General features: G+C 58.8%; 14 protein-coding genes and 1 riboswitch. Of the genes, 4 read left to right on the top strand and 10 right to left on the bottom strand.

Features of this window, described 5'->3' with window-relative positions:
• From rapA to araB, 5 genes are all read right to left on the bottom strand, one after another.
• Entirely contained in the window at positions 1–2,907 is a 2,907-nt protein-coding gene (rapA, locus tag ACESQ2_RS18075) for an RNA polymerase-associated protein RapA (protein WP_025106476.1), read from the bottom strand.
• Between the two features lie 187 nt (positions 2,908–3,094).
• On the bottom strand, positions 3,095–5,452 hold the full coding sequence (gene polB / locus ACESQ2_RS18070; protein WP_049069205.1) for a DNA polymerase II: 2,358 nt from the start codon (positions 5,450–5,452) through the stop codon (positions 3,095–3,097).
• 150 nt (positions 5,453–5,602) lie between these two features.
• Complete coding sequence (gene araD, locus ACESQ2_RS18065) at positions 5,603–6,298, bottom strand: L-ribulose-5-phosphate 4-epimerase (RefSeq protein WP_014227900.1); 696 nt, start codon at positions 6,296–6,298, stop codon at positions 5,603–5,605.
• 73 nt (positions 6,299–6,371) lie between these two features.
• Positions 6,372–7,874: an L-arabinose isomerase gene (araA, locus tag ACESQ2_RS18060; protein ID WP_014837391.1), complete on the bottom strand. Its 1,503-nt coding sequence runs from the start codon at positions 7,872–7,874 to the stop codon at positions 6,372–6,374.
• Positions 7,875–7,884: 10 nt separating this feature from the next.
• On the bottom strand, positions 7,885–9,594 hold the full coding sequence (araB, locus tag ACESQ2_RS18055) for a ribulokinase (protein ID WP_046877811.1): 1,710 nt from the start codon (positions 9,592–9,594) through the stop codon (positions 7,885–7,887).
• Positions 9,595–9,931: 337 nt separating this feature from the next.
• Between araB and araC the strand changes: the two genes are divergently transcribed.
• On the top strand, positions 9,932–10,777 hold the full coding sequence (gene araC, locus ACESQ2_RS18050; RefSeq protein WP_004098545.1) for an arabinose operon transcriptional regulator AraC: 846 nt from the start codon (positions 9,932–9,934) through the stop codon (positions 10,775–10,777).
• 128 nt (positions 10,778–10,905) lie between these two features.
• Entirely contained in the window at positions 10,906–11,673 is a 768-nt protein-coding gene (locus ACESQ2_RS18045; RefSeq protein WP_046877810.1) for a DedA family protein, read from the top strand.
• Here ACESQ2_RS18045 and thiQ read toward each other — a convergent pair.
• The 4 genes from thiQ to sgrR all read right to left on the bottom strand — a co-directional run bounded on the left by thiQ (position 11,660) and on the right by sgrR (position 16,801).
• Positions 11,660–12,361: a thiamine ABC transporter ATP-binding protein ThiQ gene (thiQ, locus tag ACESQ2_RS18040; protein ID WP_014227903.1), complete on the bottom strand. Its 702-nt coding sequence runs from the start codon at positions 12,359–12,361 to the stop codon at positions 11,660–11,662. The genes ACESQ2_RS18045 and thiQ overlap by 14 nt on opposite strands.
• Positions 12,345–13,955 carry a thiamine/thiamine pyrophosphate ABC transporter permease ThiP gene (thiP, locus tag ACESQ2_RS18035; RefSeq protein WP_373171045.1) on the bottom strand — a complete coding sequence of 537 codons (1,611 nt, stop codon included), beginning with the start codon at positions 13,953–13,955 and terminating at the stop codon, positions 12,345–12,347. The genes thiQ and thiP overlap by 17 nt, the downstream gene beginning before the upstream one ends.
• Positions 13,931–14,914 carry a thiamine ABC transporter substrate binding subunit gene (thiB, locus tag ACESQ2_RS18030; protein ID WP_009654640.1) on the bottom strand — a complete coding sequence of 328 codons (984 nt, stop codon included), beginning with the start codon at positions 14,912–14,914 and terminating at the stop codon, positions 13,931–13,933. The genes thiP and thiB overlap by 25 nt, the downstream gene beginning before the upstream one ends.
• Positions 14,915–14,945: 31 nt before the next feature.
• A riboswitch (TPP riboswitch) is annotated at positions 14,946–15,108 on the bottom strand.
• Between the two features lie 37 nt (positions 15,109–15,145).
• Complete coding sequence (gene sgrR / locus ACESQ2_RS18025; RefSeq protein ID WP_014227906.1) at positions 15,146–16,801, bottom strand: HTH-type transcriptional regulator SgrR; 1,656 nt, start codon at positions 16,799–16,801, stop codon at positions 15,146–15,148.
• 87 nt (positions 16,802–16,888) lie between these two features.
• Here sgrR and sgrT point away from each other — a divergent pair, with 87 nt between their 5' ends.
• Positions 16,889–17,041 (top strand): glucose uptake inhibitor SgrT, encoded by a 153-nt coding sequence (gene sgrT / locus ACESQ2_RS18020; protein ID WP_004098552.1) that lies wholly within the window; start codon positions 16,889–16,891, stop codon positions 17,039–17,041.
• A 228-nt stretch (positions 17,042–17,269) separates the two neighbouring features.
• Positions 17,270–18,454, top strand: a complete 1,185-nt coding sequence (locus tag ACESQ2_RS18015) for a sugar efflux transporter (protein ID WP_373171044.1) — start codon at positions 17,270–17,272, stop codon at positions 18,452–18,454.
• Positions 18,455–18,501: 47 nt separating this feature from the next.
• On the opposite strand, the gene ACESQ2_RS18010 is transcribed toward ACESQ2_RS18015, so the two are convergent.
• Entirely contained in the window at positions 18,502–19,812 is a 1,311-nt protein-coding gene (locus ACESQ2_RS18010; protein WP_025106482.1) for an MFS transporter, read from the bottom strand.
• Positions 19,813–19,993 lie beyond the last annotated feature (181 nt).

Here is a 19,993-nt window from a genome sequence, read left to right as displayed (position 1 = left end):
TTACTGGTGGGTGACCACGATTAAGCGCAGAGCATCCAGGCGCCAGCCTGCCTGCGCCAGCGCGTCCATAACCTGCTGACGGTTGCTCTCGATAGCCGCCAGTTCATCATCGCGGATGTTCGGGTTCACGGCGCGCAGCGCTTCAAGGCGCGACAGCTCGGCCGTCAGCTTATCGTCGGCTTCTTTACGCGCGGCGTCGATCAGCGCCTGGGCCGCTTTGGCTACCTGGCCTTCGCCCTGCTGTAAAATCGCGTGGACGTCCTGCTGGACGGCGTTGACCAGCTTGCTGCCGGTGTGGCGGTTAACCGCGCTCAGCTGACGGTTGAAGCTTTCGAACTCCACCTGACCGGCGAGGTTGTTGCCGTTTTTGTCGAGCAGCATGCGCACCGGCGTCGGCGGCAGGAAGCGGTTGAGCTGCAGATGCTTCGGCGCCTGCGCTTCAACGACGTAAATCAGCTCCAGCAGCAGAGTACCTACCGGCAACGCTTTATTCTTCAGCAGCGAAATGGTGCTGCTGCCGGTATCGCCGGAGAGGATCAGATCCAGACCGTTGATAATCAGCGGATGCTCCCAGGTGATGAACTGCGCGTCTTCGCGGGACAGGGCGACGTCACGCTCAAAGGTAATGGTGCAGCCATCTTCCGGCAGGCCCGGGAAATCCGGGACCAGCATATGGTCGGAGGGGGTCAGGACAATCAGATTCTCACCGCGATCGTCCTGGTTGATGCCGACGATATCAAACAGGTTCATGGAGAAGGCGATCAGGCTGGTGTCGTCATCCTGTTCTTCAATGCTTTCCGCAAGCTGCTGGGCTTTTTCTCCGCCGTTGGAGTGGATCTCCAGCAGACGGTCGCGGCCCTGTTCCAGCTGCGCTTTCAGCGCTTCATGCTGCTGGCGGCAGGCTTTGATCAGGTCGTCGAAGCCGTCGGTATTTTCCGGCGTGGCAAGATAGTTGATCAGTTCGTTATGCACGCTGTCGTAGACGGTACGGCCGGTCGGGCAGGTGTGCTCGAACGCGTCCAGGCCTTCGTGATACCAGCGCACCAGCACCGACTGGGCGGTTCTTTCCAGATAGGGAACGTGGATCTGAATATCGTGAGCCTGGCCGATACGGTCAAGACGGCCGATACGCTGCTCCAGCAGATCCGGGTTGAACGGCAGGTCGAACATCACCAGATTGCTGGCGAACTGGAAGTTGCGGCCTTCAGAGCCGATCTCAGAACACAGCAGCACCTGAGCGCCGGTATCTTCCTCGGCGAACCAGGCGGCGGCGCGGTCGCGTTCGATAATCGACATCCCTTCGTGGAACACCGCGGCGCGAATGCCTTCGCGCTCGCGCAGGACCTGCTCCAGCTGCAGCGCGGTGGCCGCTTTGGCGCAGATGACCAGCACTTTCTGCGAGCGGTGGCTGGTGAGATGGCCCATCAGCCATTCAACGCGCGGATCGAAGTTCCACCAGGTGCCGGTATCGCCTTCAAATTCCTGATAAATCTGCTCCGGATAGAGCATGTCGCGGGCGCGCTCTTCGGCGGTTTTGCGGGCGCCCATAATGCCGGAAACCTTAATGGCCGTCTGGTACTGGGTCGGCAGCGGCAGACGAATCGTATGCAGCTCGCGTTTCGGGAAACCTTTGACGCCGTTACGGGTGTTGCGGAACAGCACGCGGCTGGTGCCGTGGCGGTCCATCAGCATCGACACCAGCTCCTGACGAGCGGCCTGGGCATCATCGCGATCGCTGTTGGCGGCCTGCAATAATGGTTCAATATCCTGTTCGCCGATCAGATCGCTCAGCGCGTTCAGATCGGCGTCGCTCAGCTTATTACCGGCCAGCAGCAGGGCGACCGCGTCGGCAACCGGACGGTAGTTCTGCTGCTCTTCAACAAACTGGGCGAAGTCGTGGAAACGGTTGGGGTCGAGCAGGCGCAGGCGGGCGAAGTGGCTCTCCATTCCCAACTGCTCCGGCGTCGCGGTGAGCAGCAGAATGCCCGGCACGCATTCGGCCAGCTGTTCAATCGCCTGATATTCCCGGCTCGGGGCGTCTTCGCTCCAGACCAGGTGGTGCGCTTCATCAACGACCATCAGATCCCATTCGGCTTCGCACAGGTGTTCCAGGCGCTGCTTGCTGCGGCGCACGAAATCCAGCGAACAGATCACCAGCTGTTCGGTTTCGAACGGGTTAATCGCGTCGTGCTGCGCTTCGGCATAGCGCTCATCGTCAAACAGCGAGAAGCGCAGGTTAAAGCGGCGCAGCATTTCCACCAGCCACTGGTGCTGCAGGGTTTCCGGGACGACGATCAGGACGCGTTCCGCGGCGCCGGAGAGCAGCTGCTGATGCAGGATCATCCCGGCTTCAATGGTTTTACCTAAACCCACTTCGTCCGCCAGCAGGACGCGCGGCGCGTGGCGGCGGCCAACGTCGTGGGCGATATTCAGCTGATGCGGGATCAGGCTGGTGCGCTGGCCACGCAGGCCGCTCCACGGCATACGGTACTGTTCGCTCTGGAATTTACGCGCACGATAGCGCAGGGCGAAACGGTCCATACGGTCGATCTGTCCGGCGAACAGACGGTCCTGCGGTTTGCTGAAGACCAGCTTGCTGTCGAGGAGCACTTCACGCAGGGTAACGTTGGCTTCCTGAGTATCGAGGCGGGTGCCGGTGTAGGCCAGCAGACCGTTCTCTTCATTAACTTCGTCAACCTGGAGTTGCCAGCCTTCGTGGCTGGTGATGGTATCGCCCGGGTTAAACATCACGCGGGTGATTGGGGAGTCGTTGCGTGCGTACAGACGGTTTTCGCCGATGGCGGGGAAAAGCAGGGTCACCATGCGCGCGTCCAGCGCAACGACCGTCCCTAATCCCAGTTCGCTCTCTGTGTCGCTAATCCAGCGTTGACCAAGTGTAAAAGGCATATATGTTCGGCTCTTTAGTTCTTTGATTGCAGGCAATAGTTGAGCATCTCCATGGAGAATCGGAGATACGTCAAAATTGGGTCCAGGAATGGAAAGGGCGCTATATTACTGGATGGCGGAACGTTCGTCACGTCCTCCTCACCCTTCATTTTGCGGCTTTTGCGCCAGCGGAATGAGTGAGAAAAAATCAAAATAGCCCCAGCTGCCCCGTCACTATTGTAGCAAAATCGTCGTCGACAAAGGGAAGTATTCCTTCGGCGACAGGCTCTAATTGCTTAGAAAGATAGTGTTCATAATCCAGCGGTGATTGCTGATAATCCACCGGTTCCGGCCCGCCGGTGGTCCAGACGTATTTAATGCTGCCGCGCTGCTGATACTGCTGCGGCCTGCCCAGCCTGACGTTTTGCTCATCAGCGAGCCTGGCCGCGCGCACGTGCGGCGGCACGTTGCGCTGATACTCCGCCAGCGGACGGCGCAGGCGCTTGCGGTAGACCAGCCGATCGTCAAGCTCGCCGTTCATCAGCTTATCAATGGTTTCGCGCACGTAATCGCGATAGGGCTGATGGCGGAAAATGCGCAGATAAAGCTCCTGCTGAAACTGCTGGGCCAGCGGCGTCCAGTCGGTGCGTACCGTCTCCAGCCCTTTAAACACCATGCGCTGCTCGCTGCCTTCCTGAATCATCCCGGCGTAGCGCTTTTTACTGCCGGTATCCGCGCCGCGAATGGTGGGCATGAGAAAGCGGCAGAAGTGGGTTTCGAACTCCAGCTCGAGGGTGCTGACAAGCCCCTCTTTGCTCAGCTCCGCCGCCCACCATTCGTTGACGAAGGCCACCAGCGAGCGGCCGATGCTGCTGGCTTCCTCTTCGCTGTGGGATCGCTTGAGCCACACGAAGGTGGAGTCGGTATCGCCGTAGATAACGTCATAGCCCTGGGATTCAATCAGCGCTTTGGTCTGGCGCATAATCGCGTGGCCGCGCATGGTGATGGATGAGGCCAGACGCGGATCGAAAAAGCGGCAGGCGCTGGTACCGAGCACGCCGTAGAAGGCGTTCATAATGATTTTCAGCGCCTGCGACAGCGGTTTGTTTTTATGCTGCTTGGCCTCGTCGCGCCCGTGCCAGATTTGCCCGACGATCCCCGGCAGGCAGTGTTTTTCTCGCGAGAAGCGCGCGCCGAGAAAGCCTTCGGTGCTGTGAGCGTCATCGGGCTGCGCCAGACCTTCCACAAGTCCCACCGGGTCGATCAGAAAGGTGCGGATAATCGACGGGTACAGGCTTTTGTAATCCAGCACCAGCACCGAGTCGTAGAGGCCGGGGCGGGAGTCCATCACGTAGCCGCCGGGGCTGGCCTGCGGCGGCACTTCACCGAGGTTCGGCGCGACGTAGCCGAGCCGGTGCATGCGCGGGAAATAGAGATGGCTGAAGGCGGCGACCGAACCGCCGTGGCGATCCGCAGGCAGGCCGTTGACCGTCGCGCGCTCCAGCAAAAACGGCATGATCTCGGTTTTGTGGAAGATGCGCGTGACCAGCTCGCAGTCCTGCAGGTTATAGGTGGCCAGCGCCGGTTTATCCTGGTGAAAGCGGCGATCGATTTCATCCATCCGATCCCAGGGATTATCAATGGCTTTGCCCTCGCCGAGCAGCTCGCGGGCGACCGACTCCAGCGCAAAAGAGGAGAAGTTCCAGAACGCGGATTTCAGCGCCTCGATGCCATCGATAATCAGGCGGCCGTTGGCCTGAGCAAAGAAGACGCCATTCTTAAAACCGTGTTCGCGCCACTCCAGTTCGCTGTTGCCGCGGCCGAGCAGCAGCGGGATGCGATAGCGCTCGGCGTGCTTTTGCAGGACGCGTAAATCAAACTGCACCACGTTCCAGCCGATCAGCACGTCCGGGTCGTGGGCGGCAAACCAGGTGTTAAGCTTTTCCAGCAGCAGCGGGCGGCTGGCGACGTACTCCAGTTCGAAATCGACGGCAGGCGGGGTGGCAGGTTCCGGCCCTAACATATAGACAACCCGCTGGCCGCAGCCTTCAAGGCCGATGCAGTAGAGCTCGCCGTGGCGGCTGGTTTCGATGTCCAGCGACACCCATTTCAGGGGCGGTCGGTAGTGGGGATTGGGCTTCATCCGCGCGTTGACCAGCCGCTGGCCGCGCGCCTCGCCTTCAACCCACACCGGGGCGGTGATAAAGCGCTCCATCAGATAGCGCTCCGGCGGGCGAACGTCGCCTTCATATACCGTGACGCCGTTTTCGCGCAGCTTTTTTTCCAGCCGCATCAGCTGGCGGTGAGCGCGGCAGTAGAGGCCAAAGACCCGCTGGCGATGAAAATCTTGCAGAGTGAGCGCAGCAAGGCGATGGCCGTTTTCGCCCTGCAGCAGGCGTTCAGCCTGCGGGCGCTGCGATTCGGGAATGAACGCGACGGATTCCTGCGGCGGCAGGGTGACCTCAAGCGGGCCGTCATCGGTCGCCAGCCAGAATGTCAGTTCGGTGCCCTGCGGGGTATCCCGCCAGTGACGGGTGAGTAAAAAACCTGCTCGTGGCTGCGTCACGCCGTGCTCTCATCAGTAAAAACCAGGCCTGATTATAGCCTGGTTCACCGAATGATGCTGGGGTTTTATACAGGTGTGGCGCGCTGCGCTTAGCCGGGCTACCAGCCTGTAGCCCGGCTAAGCGCAGCGCGAGCCGGGAATGTTGCGGCGTTACTGCCCGTAATAGGCTTTCGCGCCGTGCTTGCGCAGATAGTGTTTATCCAGCAGCGTCTGCTGCATCTCCGGCAGCTGCGGCGCCAGCTGGCGGCAGAAGATGCCCATATAGGCGATCTCTTCCAGCACGATAGCGTTATGCACCGCGTCTTCGGCGTTTTTCCCCCAGGCAAACGGGCCGTGCGAGTGCACCAGCACGCCGGGCATTTGCGCCGGATCGATACCTTTTTCACGGAAGGTTTCAACGATCACTTCGCCGGTTTGCCACTCGTACTCGCCGTTGATCTCATCGTCGGTCATCAGCCGGGTACAGGGGACCGCGCCGTAGAAATAGTCGGCGTGGGTGGTGCCGGTAGCGGGAATCGACTGTCCGGCCTGCGCCCAGATGGTGGCGTGACGCGAATGGGTATGAACAATGCCGCCCAGCGTCGGGAATGCCTGATACAGCAGACGGTGGGTTGGCGTATCCGACGAGGGCTTTTTCTTGCCTTCCACCACGTCGCCGGTTTCCAGGCTGACCACCACCATATCCTCGGCGGTCATGACGCTGTAGTCGACGCCGGAGGGTTTAATCACCAGCACGCCCCGTTCACGGTCGACGGCGCTGACGTTGCCCCAGGTGAGGGTAACCAGATTGTGCTTTGGCAGGGCCAGGTTGGCTTCGAGAACCTGGCGTTTAAGATCTTCTAACATACTGTGCTCCGAATTGCTGGCGAGTCAGTTCCCCTCACCCGCACCCTCAGGGAGAGGGTGAGGGGGCGGCCCCTTAGCGTTTTGAACCGTAATACACTTCGTTCCAGCGCAGCGCGTCCTTGAAGGAGGGCAGACGGGTTTCGTTATCAATTACGGTCAGCTCGATATCCTGCAGCTCAGCAAACTGGCGCATATCGTCGAGGGTGAGAGCATGGCTGAAGACGGTGTGGTGTGCGCCGCCAGCGATGATCCAGGCTTCGGACGCGGTGCGCAGATCCGGATGCGCTTTCCACAAGGCGTTGGCCACCGGCAGCTTCGGCAGTTCGTGCGGCGTTTTCACCGTTTCAATGGTGTTCACCAGCAGACGATAGCGATCGCCGAGATCGATCAGGCTGGCGACGATCGCCGGGCCGGTCTGGGTGTTAAAGATGATGCGCGCCGGATCGGCTTTCCCGCCGATGCCCAGCGGCTGCACGTCGAGAATCGGTTTTTCAGCGGTGGCGATGGTCGGGCAGACTTCCAGCATATGCGAGCCCAGCGCCAGATCGTTGCCTTTCTCGAAGTGGTAGGTGTAATCCTCCATAAAGGAGGTGCCGCCCTGCAGACCGGTTGCCATCACCTTCATGATGCGAAGCAGAGCGGCGGTTTTCCAGTCGCCCTCGCCCGCAAAGCCGTAACCCTGCTGCATCAGACGCTGCACGGCGAGACCCGGAAGCTGTTTCAGGCCGTGTAAATCTTCAAAGGTGGTGGTGAACGCGTGGAAGCCGCCCTGTTCCAGGAAGCGCTTCATCCCCAGCTCAATGCGCGCGGCATCGAGAAGGTTCTGCCGCTTATCGCCGTGGATTTGCACCGCGGGGGTGAGGCGATAGCTGCTTTCGTATTCATCCACCAGGGCGCTGATTTCACCGTCGGTGACCGCATTGACGACCTGCACCAGATCGCCCACCGCCCAGGTATTAACCGAGAAGCCAAACTTAATCTGCGCGGCGACTTTATCCCCGTCGGTGACCGCCACTTCGCGCATGTTATCGCCGAAACGGCACACTTTCAGGTGGCGGGTATCCTGTTTAGAGACCGCCTGGCGCATCCACGCGCCGATGCGCTGATGGGCTTCTTTATCCTGCCAGTGGCCGGTCACCACGCTGTGCTGCTGACGCATGCGGGCGCCGATGAAGCCAAATTCGCGGCCGCCGTGGGCGGTCTGGTTCAGGTTCATAAAGTCCATATCGATGCTGTCCCACGGCAGGGCCGCGTTGAACTGGGTATGGAACTGCATCAGCGGTTTATTCAGGATCGTGAGGCCATTGATCCACATTTTCGCCGGCGAGAAGGTATGCAGCCACACCACCATCCCGGCGCACTTATCATCGTAGTTTGCGTCGCGGCAGATATGGGTGATCTCATCCGGCGTGGTACCCAGCGGCTTAAGCACCAGTTTGCACGGCAGTTTGGCTTCCGCATTCAGGCTGTTCACCACATGTTCTGCGTGCTTTGTCACCTGACGTAGCGCTTCAGGGCCGTACAGATGCTGGCTACCGATAACGAACCACACTTCATAGTTATTAAAAATCGTCATTTTCATGTCCTTAATGGGTGAGGGCTGCCTGAGATTGCGGCGCGGATTCCGCTTTTGCAGTCGAAGGGAGATAACGTTGTTCCGCGCTGAGCGACCACTGCTGGTAGCGCTGATAGAGTTGTTCGAAGCGTTGCGCCTGCGCCGGACGAGGCTGCAGGGTGCTTTCCACCTGGCTGGCCATGTTTTCCTGCGCGGCAGGGATATCGCGGTATACGCCGGCGGCAACGGCGGCGAAGATAGCCGCGCCCAGGGCGCAGCACTGATCGGACGCGACGATTTGCAGCGGGCGATTCAGCACATCGCAGCAGGCCTGCATGATCACCGGGTTTTTGCGCGCGATGCCGCCGAGCGCCATCACGTTATTGACCGGGATCCCCTGTTCGGTGAAGCACTCCATAATGGCGCGGGCGCCAAAAGCGGTGGCGGCAATAAGTCCGCCGAACAGCGCCGGGGCGTCGGTGGCGAGGTTCAGATCGGTAATGACCCCTTTCAGACGCTGGTTGGCATTCGGCGTACGGCGGCCGTTAAACCAGTCCAGCACCACCGGCAGGTGGTCAAGAGACGGATTTTTTGCCCATGCGTCGGTCAGCGCGGGCAGCAGCTGTTTCTGGCTGGCTTTGATCTGCTCTTTGAGTTCCGGGTGGGCCTGCGCCAGCTGCTCCAGCGGCCAGCCGAGAATGCGGCCAAACCAGGCGTAGATGTCGCCAAAAGCGGATTGCCCCGCTTCCATACCGATAAAGTCAGGCACGACGCTGCCGTCGACCTGACCGCAAATCCCTTTCACCGTGCGCTCGCCAACGCTCTGTTTATCGGCGATCAGAATGTCGCAGGTGGAGGTGCCGATAACTTTGACCAGCGCGTTTGGCTGCGCACCGGCGCCGACGGCGCCCATATGGCAGTCGAATGCGCCGCCGGAGATGGCGACGGTTTGCGGCAGGCCCAGGCGCGCGGCCCATTCGGCGGTGAGCGTGCCGACCGGGACATCCGCAGTCCAGGTATCGCTGAACATCGGGTAGGCCAGGCTCTGGTTGATTATCGGGTCGAGTTCATCGAAGAAACCGGCAGGCGGCAGTCCGCCCCAGCTTTCATGCCAAAGGGATTTGTGCCCGGCGCTGCAGCGGCCGCGACGAATATCCTGCGGGCGGGTGGTCCCGGAAAGCAGGGCTGGCACCCAGTCGCACAGCTCAATCCACGACGCGGCGGCCTCGGCGACGGCGCTGTCCTGGCGGGTCACGTGGAGGATCTTGGCCCAGAACCATTCGCTGGAGTAGATACCGCCGATATAGCGGGAGTAATCCTCTTTGCCCGGCTGGTGGCACAGGCGGGTAATCTCCTCCGCCTCCTCCACCGCGGTATGGTCCTTCCACAGCACGAACATGGCGTTGGGGTTGCTGGCGAATTCGTCGCGCAGCGCCAGCACGTTGCCGTCGGCGTCGATGGGCGCGGGGGTGGAGCCGGTGCTGTCAACGCCGATACCCACCACGGCAGCGCGCTGTTCGGCGCTAAGGGATGCGAGGACGCTTTTCAGCGCGGCTTCCATTGATTCGATATAGTCGCGTGGATGATGGCGGAACTGGTTGTTCGGGCCATCGCAGAATAGCCCCTCCTGCCAGCGTGGATACCACTCGACGCTTGCGGCGAGCTCTTCGCCGGTCGCGCACTCTACCGCCAGGGCGCGTACTGAATCACTGCCAAAATCGAGGCCAATCGCAATTGCCATACTGTTACTCCATGCTAAAAATCATTCATGGTGAAACAGTAGATATCTGGGCTGAAAACCGTCAGGCCGTATTCGCTAATCTTATGGACTATATTGCTGTGACGTCGCAAAGTGTGACGCCGTGCAAATATTCAATGTGGACTTTCCTGCCGTCTTTATAGACACTTCAGTTATGCGCTGAAAGCGCCTGAACTGTGCGCCATGCTCGGTTTTTATCGAGAAGAGGCGGGTTTTAATTCATTTTCTAACCCGCGTCGCAGCATGAGCGACCAGCCAGAGGATAAAATACAAGGTATGGACAATTGGTGTCCTCAATGTCTCCTGGAGAGCAGAGTTTATGGCCGAAACGCAAAACGATCCTTTGTTGCCGGGTTACTCTTTTAACGCCCATCTGGTGACGGGCCTGACGCCAATTGAAGCCGATGGCTATCTTGATTTCTTTATTGACCGTCCGCTGGGCATGAAGGGCTATATCCTTAATCTGACGATTCGCGGCGAAGGGGTGATCAATAACCACGGGGAGCAGTTTATCTGCCGGCCTGGCGATATGCTGCTGTTCCCGCCGGGAGAGATTCACCATTATGGCCGCCATCCCGATGCCCGCGAGTGGTATCACCAGTGGGTCTATTTCCGGCCGCGCGCCTACTGGCATGAATGGCTTAACTGGCCAACGATTTTTGCCCAGACCGGCTTTTTCCGCCCGGATGAGCAGTGGCAGGCGCGCTTTGGCGAACTGTTCGGGCAGATTGTGGAGGCCGGGCAGGGCGCCGGGCGTTACTCCGAGCTGCTGGCGATCAATCTTATGGAGCAGCTGCTGCTCAGGCGCATGGAAGCTATCAACGAATCGCTGCATCCGCCGCTGGATAACCGGGTGCGCGATGCCTGCCAGTACATCAGCGATCATCTGGCGGACAGCCATTTCGATATTGCCAGCGTCGCCCAGCACGTGTGCCTGTCGCCGTCGCGCCTGTCGCATCTGTTTCGCCAGCAGCTGGGGATCAGCGTACTGGGGTGGCGGGAGGATCAGCGCATTAGCCAGGCCAAGCTGCTGCTGAGCACGACGCGGATGCCGATCGCGACCGTTGGCCGTAACGTCGGTTTTGAGGACCAGCTCTACTTTTCGCGCGTGTTTAAGAAATGCACCGGCGCCAGCCCGAGCGAGTTTCGCGCAGGGTGTGAATAAAAAGTAAAGAAAGTGAAATGATGGCCCGGATTTTTAACACAGCCAGTAAACTATACAAACAAATGATGGCTTGACGAAGTATGAACGGCTCCGGAGAATCCGTGCTTCGTTTTTAAACCGGGTACATTATGCAAGCATTGCTGGAACACTTTATTACTCAATCCACGGTCTATTCTCTGATAGCCGTTCTGCTGGTCGCCTTCCTCGAGTCGCTGGCGCTGGTGGGGCTTATCTTACCGGGAACGGTGATGATGGCCGGATTGGGGGCGCTGATCGGCAGCGGCGAGGTTAACTTCTGGCAGGCGTGGCTGGCGGGGATTATCGGCTGTTTGCTCGGCGACTGGATTTCATTCTGGCTTGGCTGGCGGTTTAAAAAGCCGCTGCATCGCTGGTCTTTTTTGAAGAAAAACAAAGCACTGCTGGATAAAACCGAACATGCGCTGCATCAGCACAGCATGTTTACGATTCTGATTGGCCGCTTCGTCGGGCCGACGCGCCCGCTGGTGCCGATGGTCGCCGGGATGCTCGATCTGCCGGTCGCGAAGTTCATCCCGCCGAATATCATCGGCTGCCTGCTGTGGCCGCCGCTCTACTTCTTACCGGGAATCCTTGCCGGGGCGGCCATTGATATCCCGGCCGATGAGAATAGCGCCAGCTTTAAGTGGCTGCTGCTGGGGGCGGCGCTGCTGGCGTGGCTGGCGGCGTGGCTATGCTGGCGGCTGTGGCGCAGCGCCAAAAGCGCAGGCGATCGTCTCACCCGTTTTCTGCCGCGTTCGCGTCTGCTGTGGCTCGCTCCGCTCACGGTGTGCGCCGCCGGCGCGGCGCTGGTGTTTGCCTTCCGTCATCCGCTGATGCCGGTCTATCTCGACATCCTGCATAAGGTTATTTTGCGCTAATTCCCAGCAGCGCCGAGGCGCTGCTGTTGCCGCTGAGCAGCGCGGCGGTCGCGCCATCCCAGGCAATGCGTCCCTCAGCCACGACCACCGACCGCGGCGCGATGCGCGCCGCATCTTCCACGCTGTGCGAGACCATCAGCAGCGTCAGCTGCCGCTGCTGGCAGACGTCGGCAACCAGCGTCAGCATCTCCAGCCTCAGCGCGGGATCGAGCGCCGAGAAGGGCTCATCCAGCAGCAGTACCGGCTGCTGGCGCACCAGACAGCGCGCCAGCGCCGCACGCTGGCGCTGGCCGCCGGAAAGCTCGCCCGGCAGCCGCTCTAACATCGCGTCAATCCCCATCTGCCCGGCAATCGCCTGCAGATGGGCGGATTGATCCGCGTTCAGCTTGAGCCCCGGGTGCATTCCCAGCGCAATGTTCTGGCGGATGGTGAGATGGTTGAACAGATTATTTTCCTGAAACAGCATCGATACCGGACGACGCGCGGGCGGCGTGTGGGTATGGGGCTGGCCGTCGAGCGCGATACTGCCGCTGGCGGGCGTTAAAAAACCGGCAATCAGGTTCAGCAGCGTGCTTTTTCCGGCCCCGCTCGGGCCAAGAACCGCGATTCGCTCACCGCGTTCGACGGAAAGCGTAAAACGCATCGGCAGATGCTGGTAAAGCCAGGTCACATCATTCAGTTTTAGCATCGCGTCCCGGAAGTTTTTCAATCACGCTAAAGAGTAAAAAGCACAGCAGCAGAAGCAGAAGGGCGGTCACGGCGCCGTCCTGGCTACGGTAAGAACCAATTTGCTGATACAGATAAAAGGGCAGCGTACGGAAATCTTCGTTGCCGAACAGCGCCACGACGCCGAAATCGCCAATCGACAGCACGCAGGCGAAGGCCAGCGCCTGGGCCAGCGGCCGCTTTAAAGCGCGAAGCTCGACCACCCGAAGGCGGGTGAAGCCGCGCATCCCCAGCGACTGGCAGAGGGTGCCGTAGCGGGCGGCGATATCGCGCATCGGGTTTTCCAGTACCTTGAGCGCATAGGGGATTGCCATCAGCGCATTGGTGAAAATCACGATACCGTCGGCGGACTCGGGCAGGCCCACGCTGTTATTGAGCAACAGGAAGAAACCGGTGGCCAGCACGATGTCCGGCATGGCGAGGATCAGCATCCCGCTCAGCTCAAGCGCCTGACCGGCCAGAGGGTGACGGCGGGCGCGAAGCTCGCGGCTGCTCCAGAGCAGCATCATGGTCAGGATGACGCTTAAGACCCCGGCGGCAAGGGCGATACGCAGAGATGTCCACAGCGCCTGCCATAGCGCCGGCTGATGCAGCACGCTCAGCAGATTGCTGTTCAGCCCGTCGCCTATCACCGCCAGCAGCGGCGGCAGCAGCAGTAAAAGCGCCGCGCCAATCAGCGCCGCGTCGCACAGCCGGCTGTACAGCCGGTCGTCGGGATCGCGCCAGCCGCGAATATGGCTGGCCCCGATGGCGAGGGCTTTACTCAGGCGCTGGCTAAGCAGCACCAGCCCGAGGCAGCAGACCATCTGGATAAGCGCCAGCATCGCCGCGCGCGCCGGGTCGTAGTCGAAATTAAGGGCCTGGTAAATCGCCAGTTCGATGGTGGTCGCCCGCGGGCCGCCGCCCAGCGACAGCACGGTCGCAAAGCTGGCGAAACAGAGCATAAAGATCAGCGCCGCGACCGGTGGAATTTGCCGACGCAGCCACGGCCACTCGACCAGTCGGAAGAAGACGTAGCCGCGCATGCCGAGCTGGGCGGCGATTTGCCGCTGTTCGCCGGGGATATTTTCCAGCGTCTGCAGCAGCAGGCGCGTGGCCATCGGCATATTAAAGAATACGTGCGCCAGCAGGATCCCCTGTAGCCCGTAGGGCGAGAATTCCCACTGCCAGCCAAAAACGTGGCATAGCTGGGCCAGCCAACCCTGACGACCGTAGACGCTAAGAATGCCGAAGACCGCCACCAGTACCGGCAGAATTAAGGTCATCGCGCAAAGGCGCAGCAGCAGCGTGCGCCCGGGAAAGCGCCGCCGGTACAGGGCGCGGGCGAGGAATATCGCCGGTAGCACCGAAAAAAGCGCGGAAAGGAAGGCCTGCCAGAAGGAGAAACGCACCACGTGCCAGAGATAGCTGTCGCGGATAAGCGCGCTCCAGGTGGTCTCCGGGGCGCTGAACCATAGCGCCAGAAAGGCGGCCAGCGCCACGACGACCAGAACGATGGCCGCCGTGAGTCCCGGCAGGAGCCAGCCGAAAGCTAGCGGCTGACGGCGCGTTGCCATGCGCTAATCCAGTTCTGACGTTCGGCGGCCACCTGTTGCGGTGTGAATTCGAGGGTCGTTTGCGGTTTCATCAGCGCGTCAAAGCCTGCCGGAAGCGCAACCGTCGTCACCGGATACATCCAGTTGCCGGTGGGGATCGCGTTCTGGAAGCCCGGCGATACCATAAATTTAAGGAACTTTTCCGCCAGCTCCGGCTGTTTGCTGGCCGCGGTGCGGGCGGCTACCTCAACCTGCAGGTAGTGGCCTTCAGCGAAGTTTGCCGCGGCGTAGTTATCTTTTTTCTCTTCGATAATGTGGTAAGCCGGGGAGGTGGTGTAGCTCAGCACCAGATCGCTTTCGCCTTTCAGGAACAGGCCGTAGGCTTCGCTCCAGCCCTTGGTAACGGTAACGGTTTTCGCCGCCAGCTTCTGCCAGGCTTCCGGCGCTTTATCGCCGTAGACTTTTTGCATCCACAGCAGCAGGCCCAGGCCCGGCGTACTGGTGCGCGGATCTTCATAAATCACCCGCCATTTTTGCTCGCCCTCAACCAGCTCTTTCAGGCTTTTCGGCGGATTTTTCAGCTTGTTTTTATCGTAAACAAAGGCGAAGTAGCCGTAATCGAACGGCACGAAGGTGTCGTTGTCCCAGCCGCCGGGCACGCTGACCGCGCTCGCCGGGACGCCGCTTTTGGCGAACAGCTTGCTTTGCGAAGCGGCTTCCAGCAGGTTGTTATCCAGCCCCAGCACCACGTCGGCTTTGCTGTTTTTGCCTTCCATTCGCAGGCGGTTGAGCAGCGAGACGCCATCTTCCAGCGCCACGAACTTCAGCTCGCAGCCGCAGTCGGCTTCAAAGGCTTTTTTAACCGCCGGGCCCGGGCCCCAGTCGGCGGAGAACGAGTCGTAGGTATAAACGGTGAGCAGCGGTTTGGCAAAAACGGGCGCGGCGACCAGCGCCAGCAGGGGGAGTAATTTTTTCAACACTTTGCACCTCAGAAAAAGGGGTGGCAAAGGATTTTGAGAGGGCCTCAAATCCCTTCGCCGGCGTTATCCGGATCAGGTTCGACGGGTATTTTCTCAGCCCATACGCTTTGTCTTCGGGTTGCTTCTGCGCTAACCGCGCGTTGAGGCAACTTGAATGAGATTGCGTATGTTTATTAGCACCCCGTTGAGAACGGCAGTTAGTGTAATGATTTTGTTTGCCAACGGAAAGCATTACGGCTCCGGCGGTGCGAACCACGCGGACTTAAAGTCAAACCAGCCGAGCGTGTTCATGCGTACGCCGCGCATGCTGCGCTGCCCCTGGATCATCAGCCAGTGGTGGATCAGCGGCACCACGGTTTGATTGGCCAACAGTTGCTGACTCCAGGTGGCCGGGTTCAGCTCGCCCGCGCGCCAGCGCGCGGCGTCCTGCTCCCAGTCGATGGGGATACAGTTGCGAATCAGCGGAACTTCATACAGCCAGGCAAACAGGGAGAAATCGATCGGCAGCGTAAAGTTGGCGCTGTTGAGCCAAACGTCGCTGACCACCTCCCCGCGGTGCCACTCCTGATACTCCAGCTCCTGGATCTCCAGCTTAACCTGATGCTCGGCCAGCAGCGTTGCCATGATCCCGCCCATCACGCGATGCTCGACGTGATCCTGGTAGTAGGTCAGCCTGACCGTCTCAAGGCCGGCAGGCTTCTCGCAGGCGTGGCTGCGCGCATGATGCCAGCGGGGCAGCAGGCCATAAGCCGGGAACCAGTTGCCCTGATAGTGCTCGCCCGCGTGATAGAGCAGGTTAGCGGGCTGGAACACATAGCTTAGCCACTGGCGTACCGCGCTGTTACCGCCCAGCGGGCTGCGGGCGTCGAACAGCAGGTAATAACACCCCTCTTCCAGGCGGCTTTCCACCGCTTTTTCGCTTTGCGTGGTGCCCTGTAACGTCAACCCGCCGTTGGGTTCTTCGCTGATTTCCGGCAGGACCCAGACGTTCACTTCATCGATCAGCGCCCGGTAGCCGAAATAGTCATCGAAGGCGTGAATTTTGAGCTGGTTCTGGTTATTACGCACAACCGAGTAGGGCCCGGTCCCCACGGGGATACTGGAGAAATTCTCCATCGTTCGCCACTCATGCGGGAGGATCATGGCCGGGACCTGGCTTAACAACCACGGCAGCCAGCGGTCGGGCTGGCGGAGATGAATGTCGAGGGTCCATGCGGTGGGAGAGTCGATGCGCTCAATATGAGAGAACAGCGGCAGGGCGTTGCTGCGCTGCAGAGAGGTAATGACATCTTCCATCTCCAGCTCTCGTCCATGATGAAAATGAATCCCCGGACGCAGAAAAAAGCGCCAGTGGGTGGGGGCGATCTGCTGCCAATGGTGAGCAATATCGGCCTCCAGTTCCCCATTTTCCTCATTTACCCGCGTCAGGGCGCTAAAAATCTGCCGGGCAATATGCGTTTCCGAGCGGCGCAGCGCGCTGCCGGGCAGCAGATTTTTCATCGGCCGATAGTAGAGCACGCGCAGGATATGCCGGCCCTGACGAAAGCTGCGGCCTAAATGGGAAACCAGCATTTGTCGGACGGCGGCTTTATCGCCAACCAGCTGCACCAGCTGATCGATTCTGTCCTGATCCAGCAGATCTTCCGCCCTCTGCTGCTGCAGGGCGAGACCGGTATAGAGAAAAGAGAGGCGGGAGCGCTTGCCGCGCCCGGCCTCCGCCTCCCAGGTCAGCCAGCCGCGCGCTTCCATCATGTTGAGCAGGGTACGCATATGGCGGCGCGAGCAGCTTAGCATCTCTGCCAGCGCATTCAGCGTGGTCTCCTGCGACTTGCCATCGCAGCACTGCCACAGGCGGATGAACTGCTGTTGTAAACGACCGGAAGACATAAAAGGGGAACTCCTGATAAAAACTCAGCAATTTATTACTTCCTATATTAAGTCAATAATCAACGTCGATGAAGCGAGGAGGTGAATATGATGGGGTCAACCATGAAACAGTTCTACCAACGCTACTTTTCTGCGACGCAGGATGCGTCCTGGCTGGCCCGCCTGATGGCAGGAAGACAGCAGAAAATGCTCGGCGAACTGATGCAGTGGGGAGTTACGTCGCAGACCTCGGATCATTGACTTGCAGACATCATGTGTGACTGAGTATTGGTGTTATACTCGTCGTCTTTCAAGCTGCAGGTGCGTTGGCTGCGCCCGCTCGCCCAGGCCACATAGTTATCTATGTTTCCAGGGACTTACGTTCTGGCCGCCTGCCCGCAACTCGAAATCCATAGAGTATAGAATCACCCGCCAGCAGAATACTTCTGCTGGCTTTTTTCGTTTTCTTCGCGTGCTTAAGGATATTTCATGCTGTGGTTAATGACGATGGGGCGTCGTCTAAACGGCGTTTACGCCGCTTTTATGCTTGTCGCTTTCATGATGGGGATCGCCGGCGCGCTGCAGGCGCCGACGCTCAGCTTATTCCTCAGCCGCGAAGTGGGCGCGCAGCCGTTCTGGGTAGGGCTGTTCTATACGGTTAACGCCATTGCCGGCATTCTGGTCAGCCTGGGGCTGGCTAAACGCTCCGACAGCCGGGGCGATCGCCGGCGGCTGATTATGTTTTGCTGCCTGATGGCGGTGGGAAACGCGCTGCTGTTCGCTTTTAATCGCCACTATCTGACGCTGATTACCTGCGGGGTTATGCTGGCCTCGGTGGCGAATGCCGCGATGCCGCAGCTTTTTGCCCTGGCGCGGGAATATGCCGATAGCTCGGCGCGCGAAGTGGTGATGTTCAGTTCGATAATGCGTGCGCAGCTTTCGCTGGCGTGGGTTATTGGTCCACCGCTGGCTTTTATGCTGGCGCTGAATTATGGCTTCACCACCATGTTTTCGATTGCCGCCGGGATCTTTGTTATAAGCCTGGCGCTGATCGCCGTCAAACTGCCCTCGGTCGCCCGCGTTGAGCAGCCTTCTGAAGGCGCTGACGTGCTGGTGCAGGCCGGAGGATGGCACGATAAAAACGTGCGGATGCTGTTCATCGCCTCCACGCTGATGTGGACATGCAATACCATGTATATCATTGATATGCCTCTGTGGATCAGCAGCGATCTTGGCCTGCCGGACAGCCTCGCGGGGATTTTGATGGGCACTGCTGCCGGGCTGGAGATCCCGGCGATGATACTGGCGGGCTACTACGTTAAGCGCTGGGGCAAACGCAAGATGATGGTGACAGCGGTTGCGGCGGGCGTGCTGTTTTATATCGGTCTGATTCTGTTCCACGACCGCGTGGCGCTGCTGGTGCTACAGCTGTTTAATGCCGTATTTATCGGGATTGTTGCCGGGATTGGCATGCTGTGGTTTCAGGATCTGATGCCCGGACGGGCGGGCGCCGCGACGACGCTGTTTACCAACAGTATTTCCACCGGGGTGATTCTGGCGGGGGTGATTCAGGGCGCGCTGTCGCAAAGCTATGGTCACGCCAGCGTCTACTGGACGATTGCCGCAATTTCGCTGGTGACGCTGTTTATGACCAGCAGGGTGAAAGATATCTGAATCGCCCCCCCTGTCCCGGCAGGATGCCGGGACAGGGGCTGGACAGGTTATTTCAACACGATCCTTTTAATATCGCCGATAATAAAAACATACGCGATAACGCCAACCAGCGCGGTTAAACCGATATAAATCAGCGCGTAGAAAAAATTACCGGTCATGGATATGATAACCCCAATAATTAATGGGGTAATAATTGATGCCATATTAGCACAGAAGTTGAAAATGCCGCCGGTCAATCCGCCCATATTCTTAGGGGCAATGTCAGAAATAAGCGTCCAGCCGAGGCCAACCATACCCTGGCCAAAAAATGCAATCGACATAATAATAATGACTGCGGTGTTGCTATCGACCCAGTTAGCAATGATGATGCAGCTCGACAGTAGCAGCCCGGAAATAATTGGCAGCTTTCTGCTAATATTTACTGAGTTGGTTTTCTTTATTATTTTATCGGATACCCAACCGCCGAAAAAGATACCGATAGCCGCGGCCAGGAACGGCCAGGAGGCGAAGAAACCCACGTGAAGCCAGGGGAGGTGGCGTTCGTTAGCCAGATAAGTCGGGAACCATGTCAGGAAGAAAACCAGCGTGGTGTTACCGGCAAATTGACCAAGGCTGGCGCCGATGATTTGCCGGCAGCACAGCAGACGTTTCGCATCATGCCAGTTGAAAGGGATGTTTTCATTGACGGATGTCGTATTTTCTACGCCGATATACTCCAGCTCTTCTTTATTTGCCGTTTTTGATTCATGTGGCTCGTGATAAAACTTCCACCATACAAAAGTAAACGCAATACCCAATCCACCGGTCAGGAAAAATAGCGTTCTCCAGCCATGATGCTCCAGAATTAAAAAAAGGAGCGGAGAGAATGCGGCCAGGCCAATATATTCACCGACGGTGTAAGTCGCCGTTGCCCGGGCGCGTTCATGTTGCGGAAACCATTTACTGACGACACGGCTATTAACCGGGAAACAGGGGGCTTCGCTGATGCCTAAGCCTAAACGCAGCAGCAGCAGCGATTTTAGGCCGACAGAAAAGCTTTGCAGTAAGGTAAAGGTTGACCAGAAAAAAATAGAAAGCGCGTAGGTTAGCTTATTGCCGAAGCGATCGAGAAACATCCCGCCGGGTATTTGCGCCAGCGCGTAGGTCCAGGCGAAAGCGGAAAAAACGATCCCCATCATGGCCGGGTCAATATCTATTTCGCTCGTTAACTTGGGCGCAACAACACCTAAAATAGTCCGATCGAGATAATTTATCATCGTCCCTATCGATAGTAACATTAAAATTACAATTCGCGTTTTAGTTCGCTTTTGCGTGGCCGACGGCAAAATCGGCCGTTCCTGAGCATCGATCGTCCTCATAGTGATTTCCTTTAAAGTTTAAAATATTTTTGCATGAAGTTATGCAGGCAAAAATATTCTATTTGACGTTGACGCTATCGATGATAAGTCACGCTTTGTTACGGCTTCTGTGACATGGCAGAACAATATTTGATATGACCCCGATATTTCTCCTTTTCGGCTCATCATCGATAGCCTGTAT

The organism is Klebsiella sp. Q11 (genome assembly GCF_964241505.1).
GTDB lineage: Bacteria > Pseudomonadota > Gammaproteobacteria > Enterobacterales > Enterobacteriaceae > Klebsiella > Klebsiella michiganensis.
Note: the sequence above shows the minus strand (reverse complement) of the source record. Positions and strands in the feature narration are given on the sequence as shown.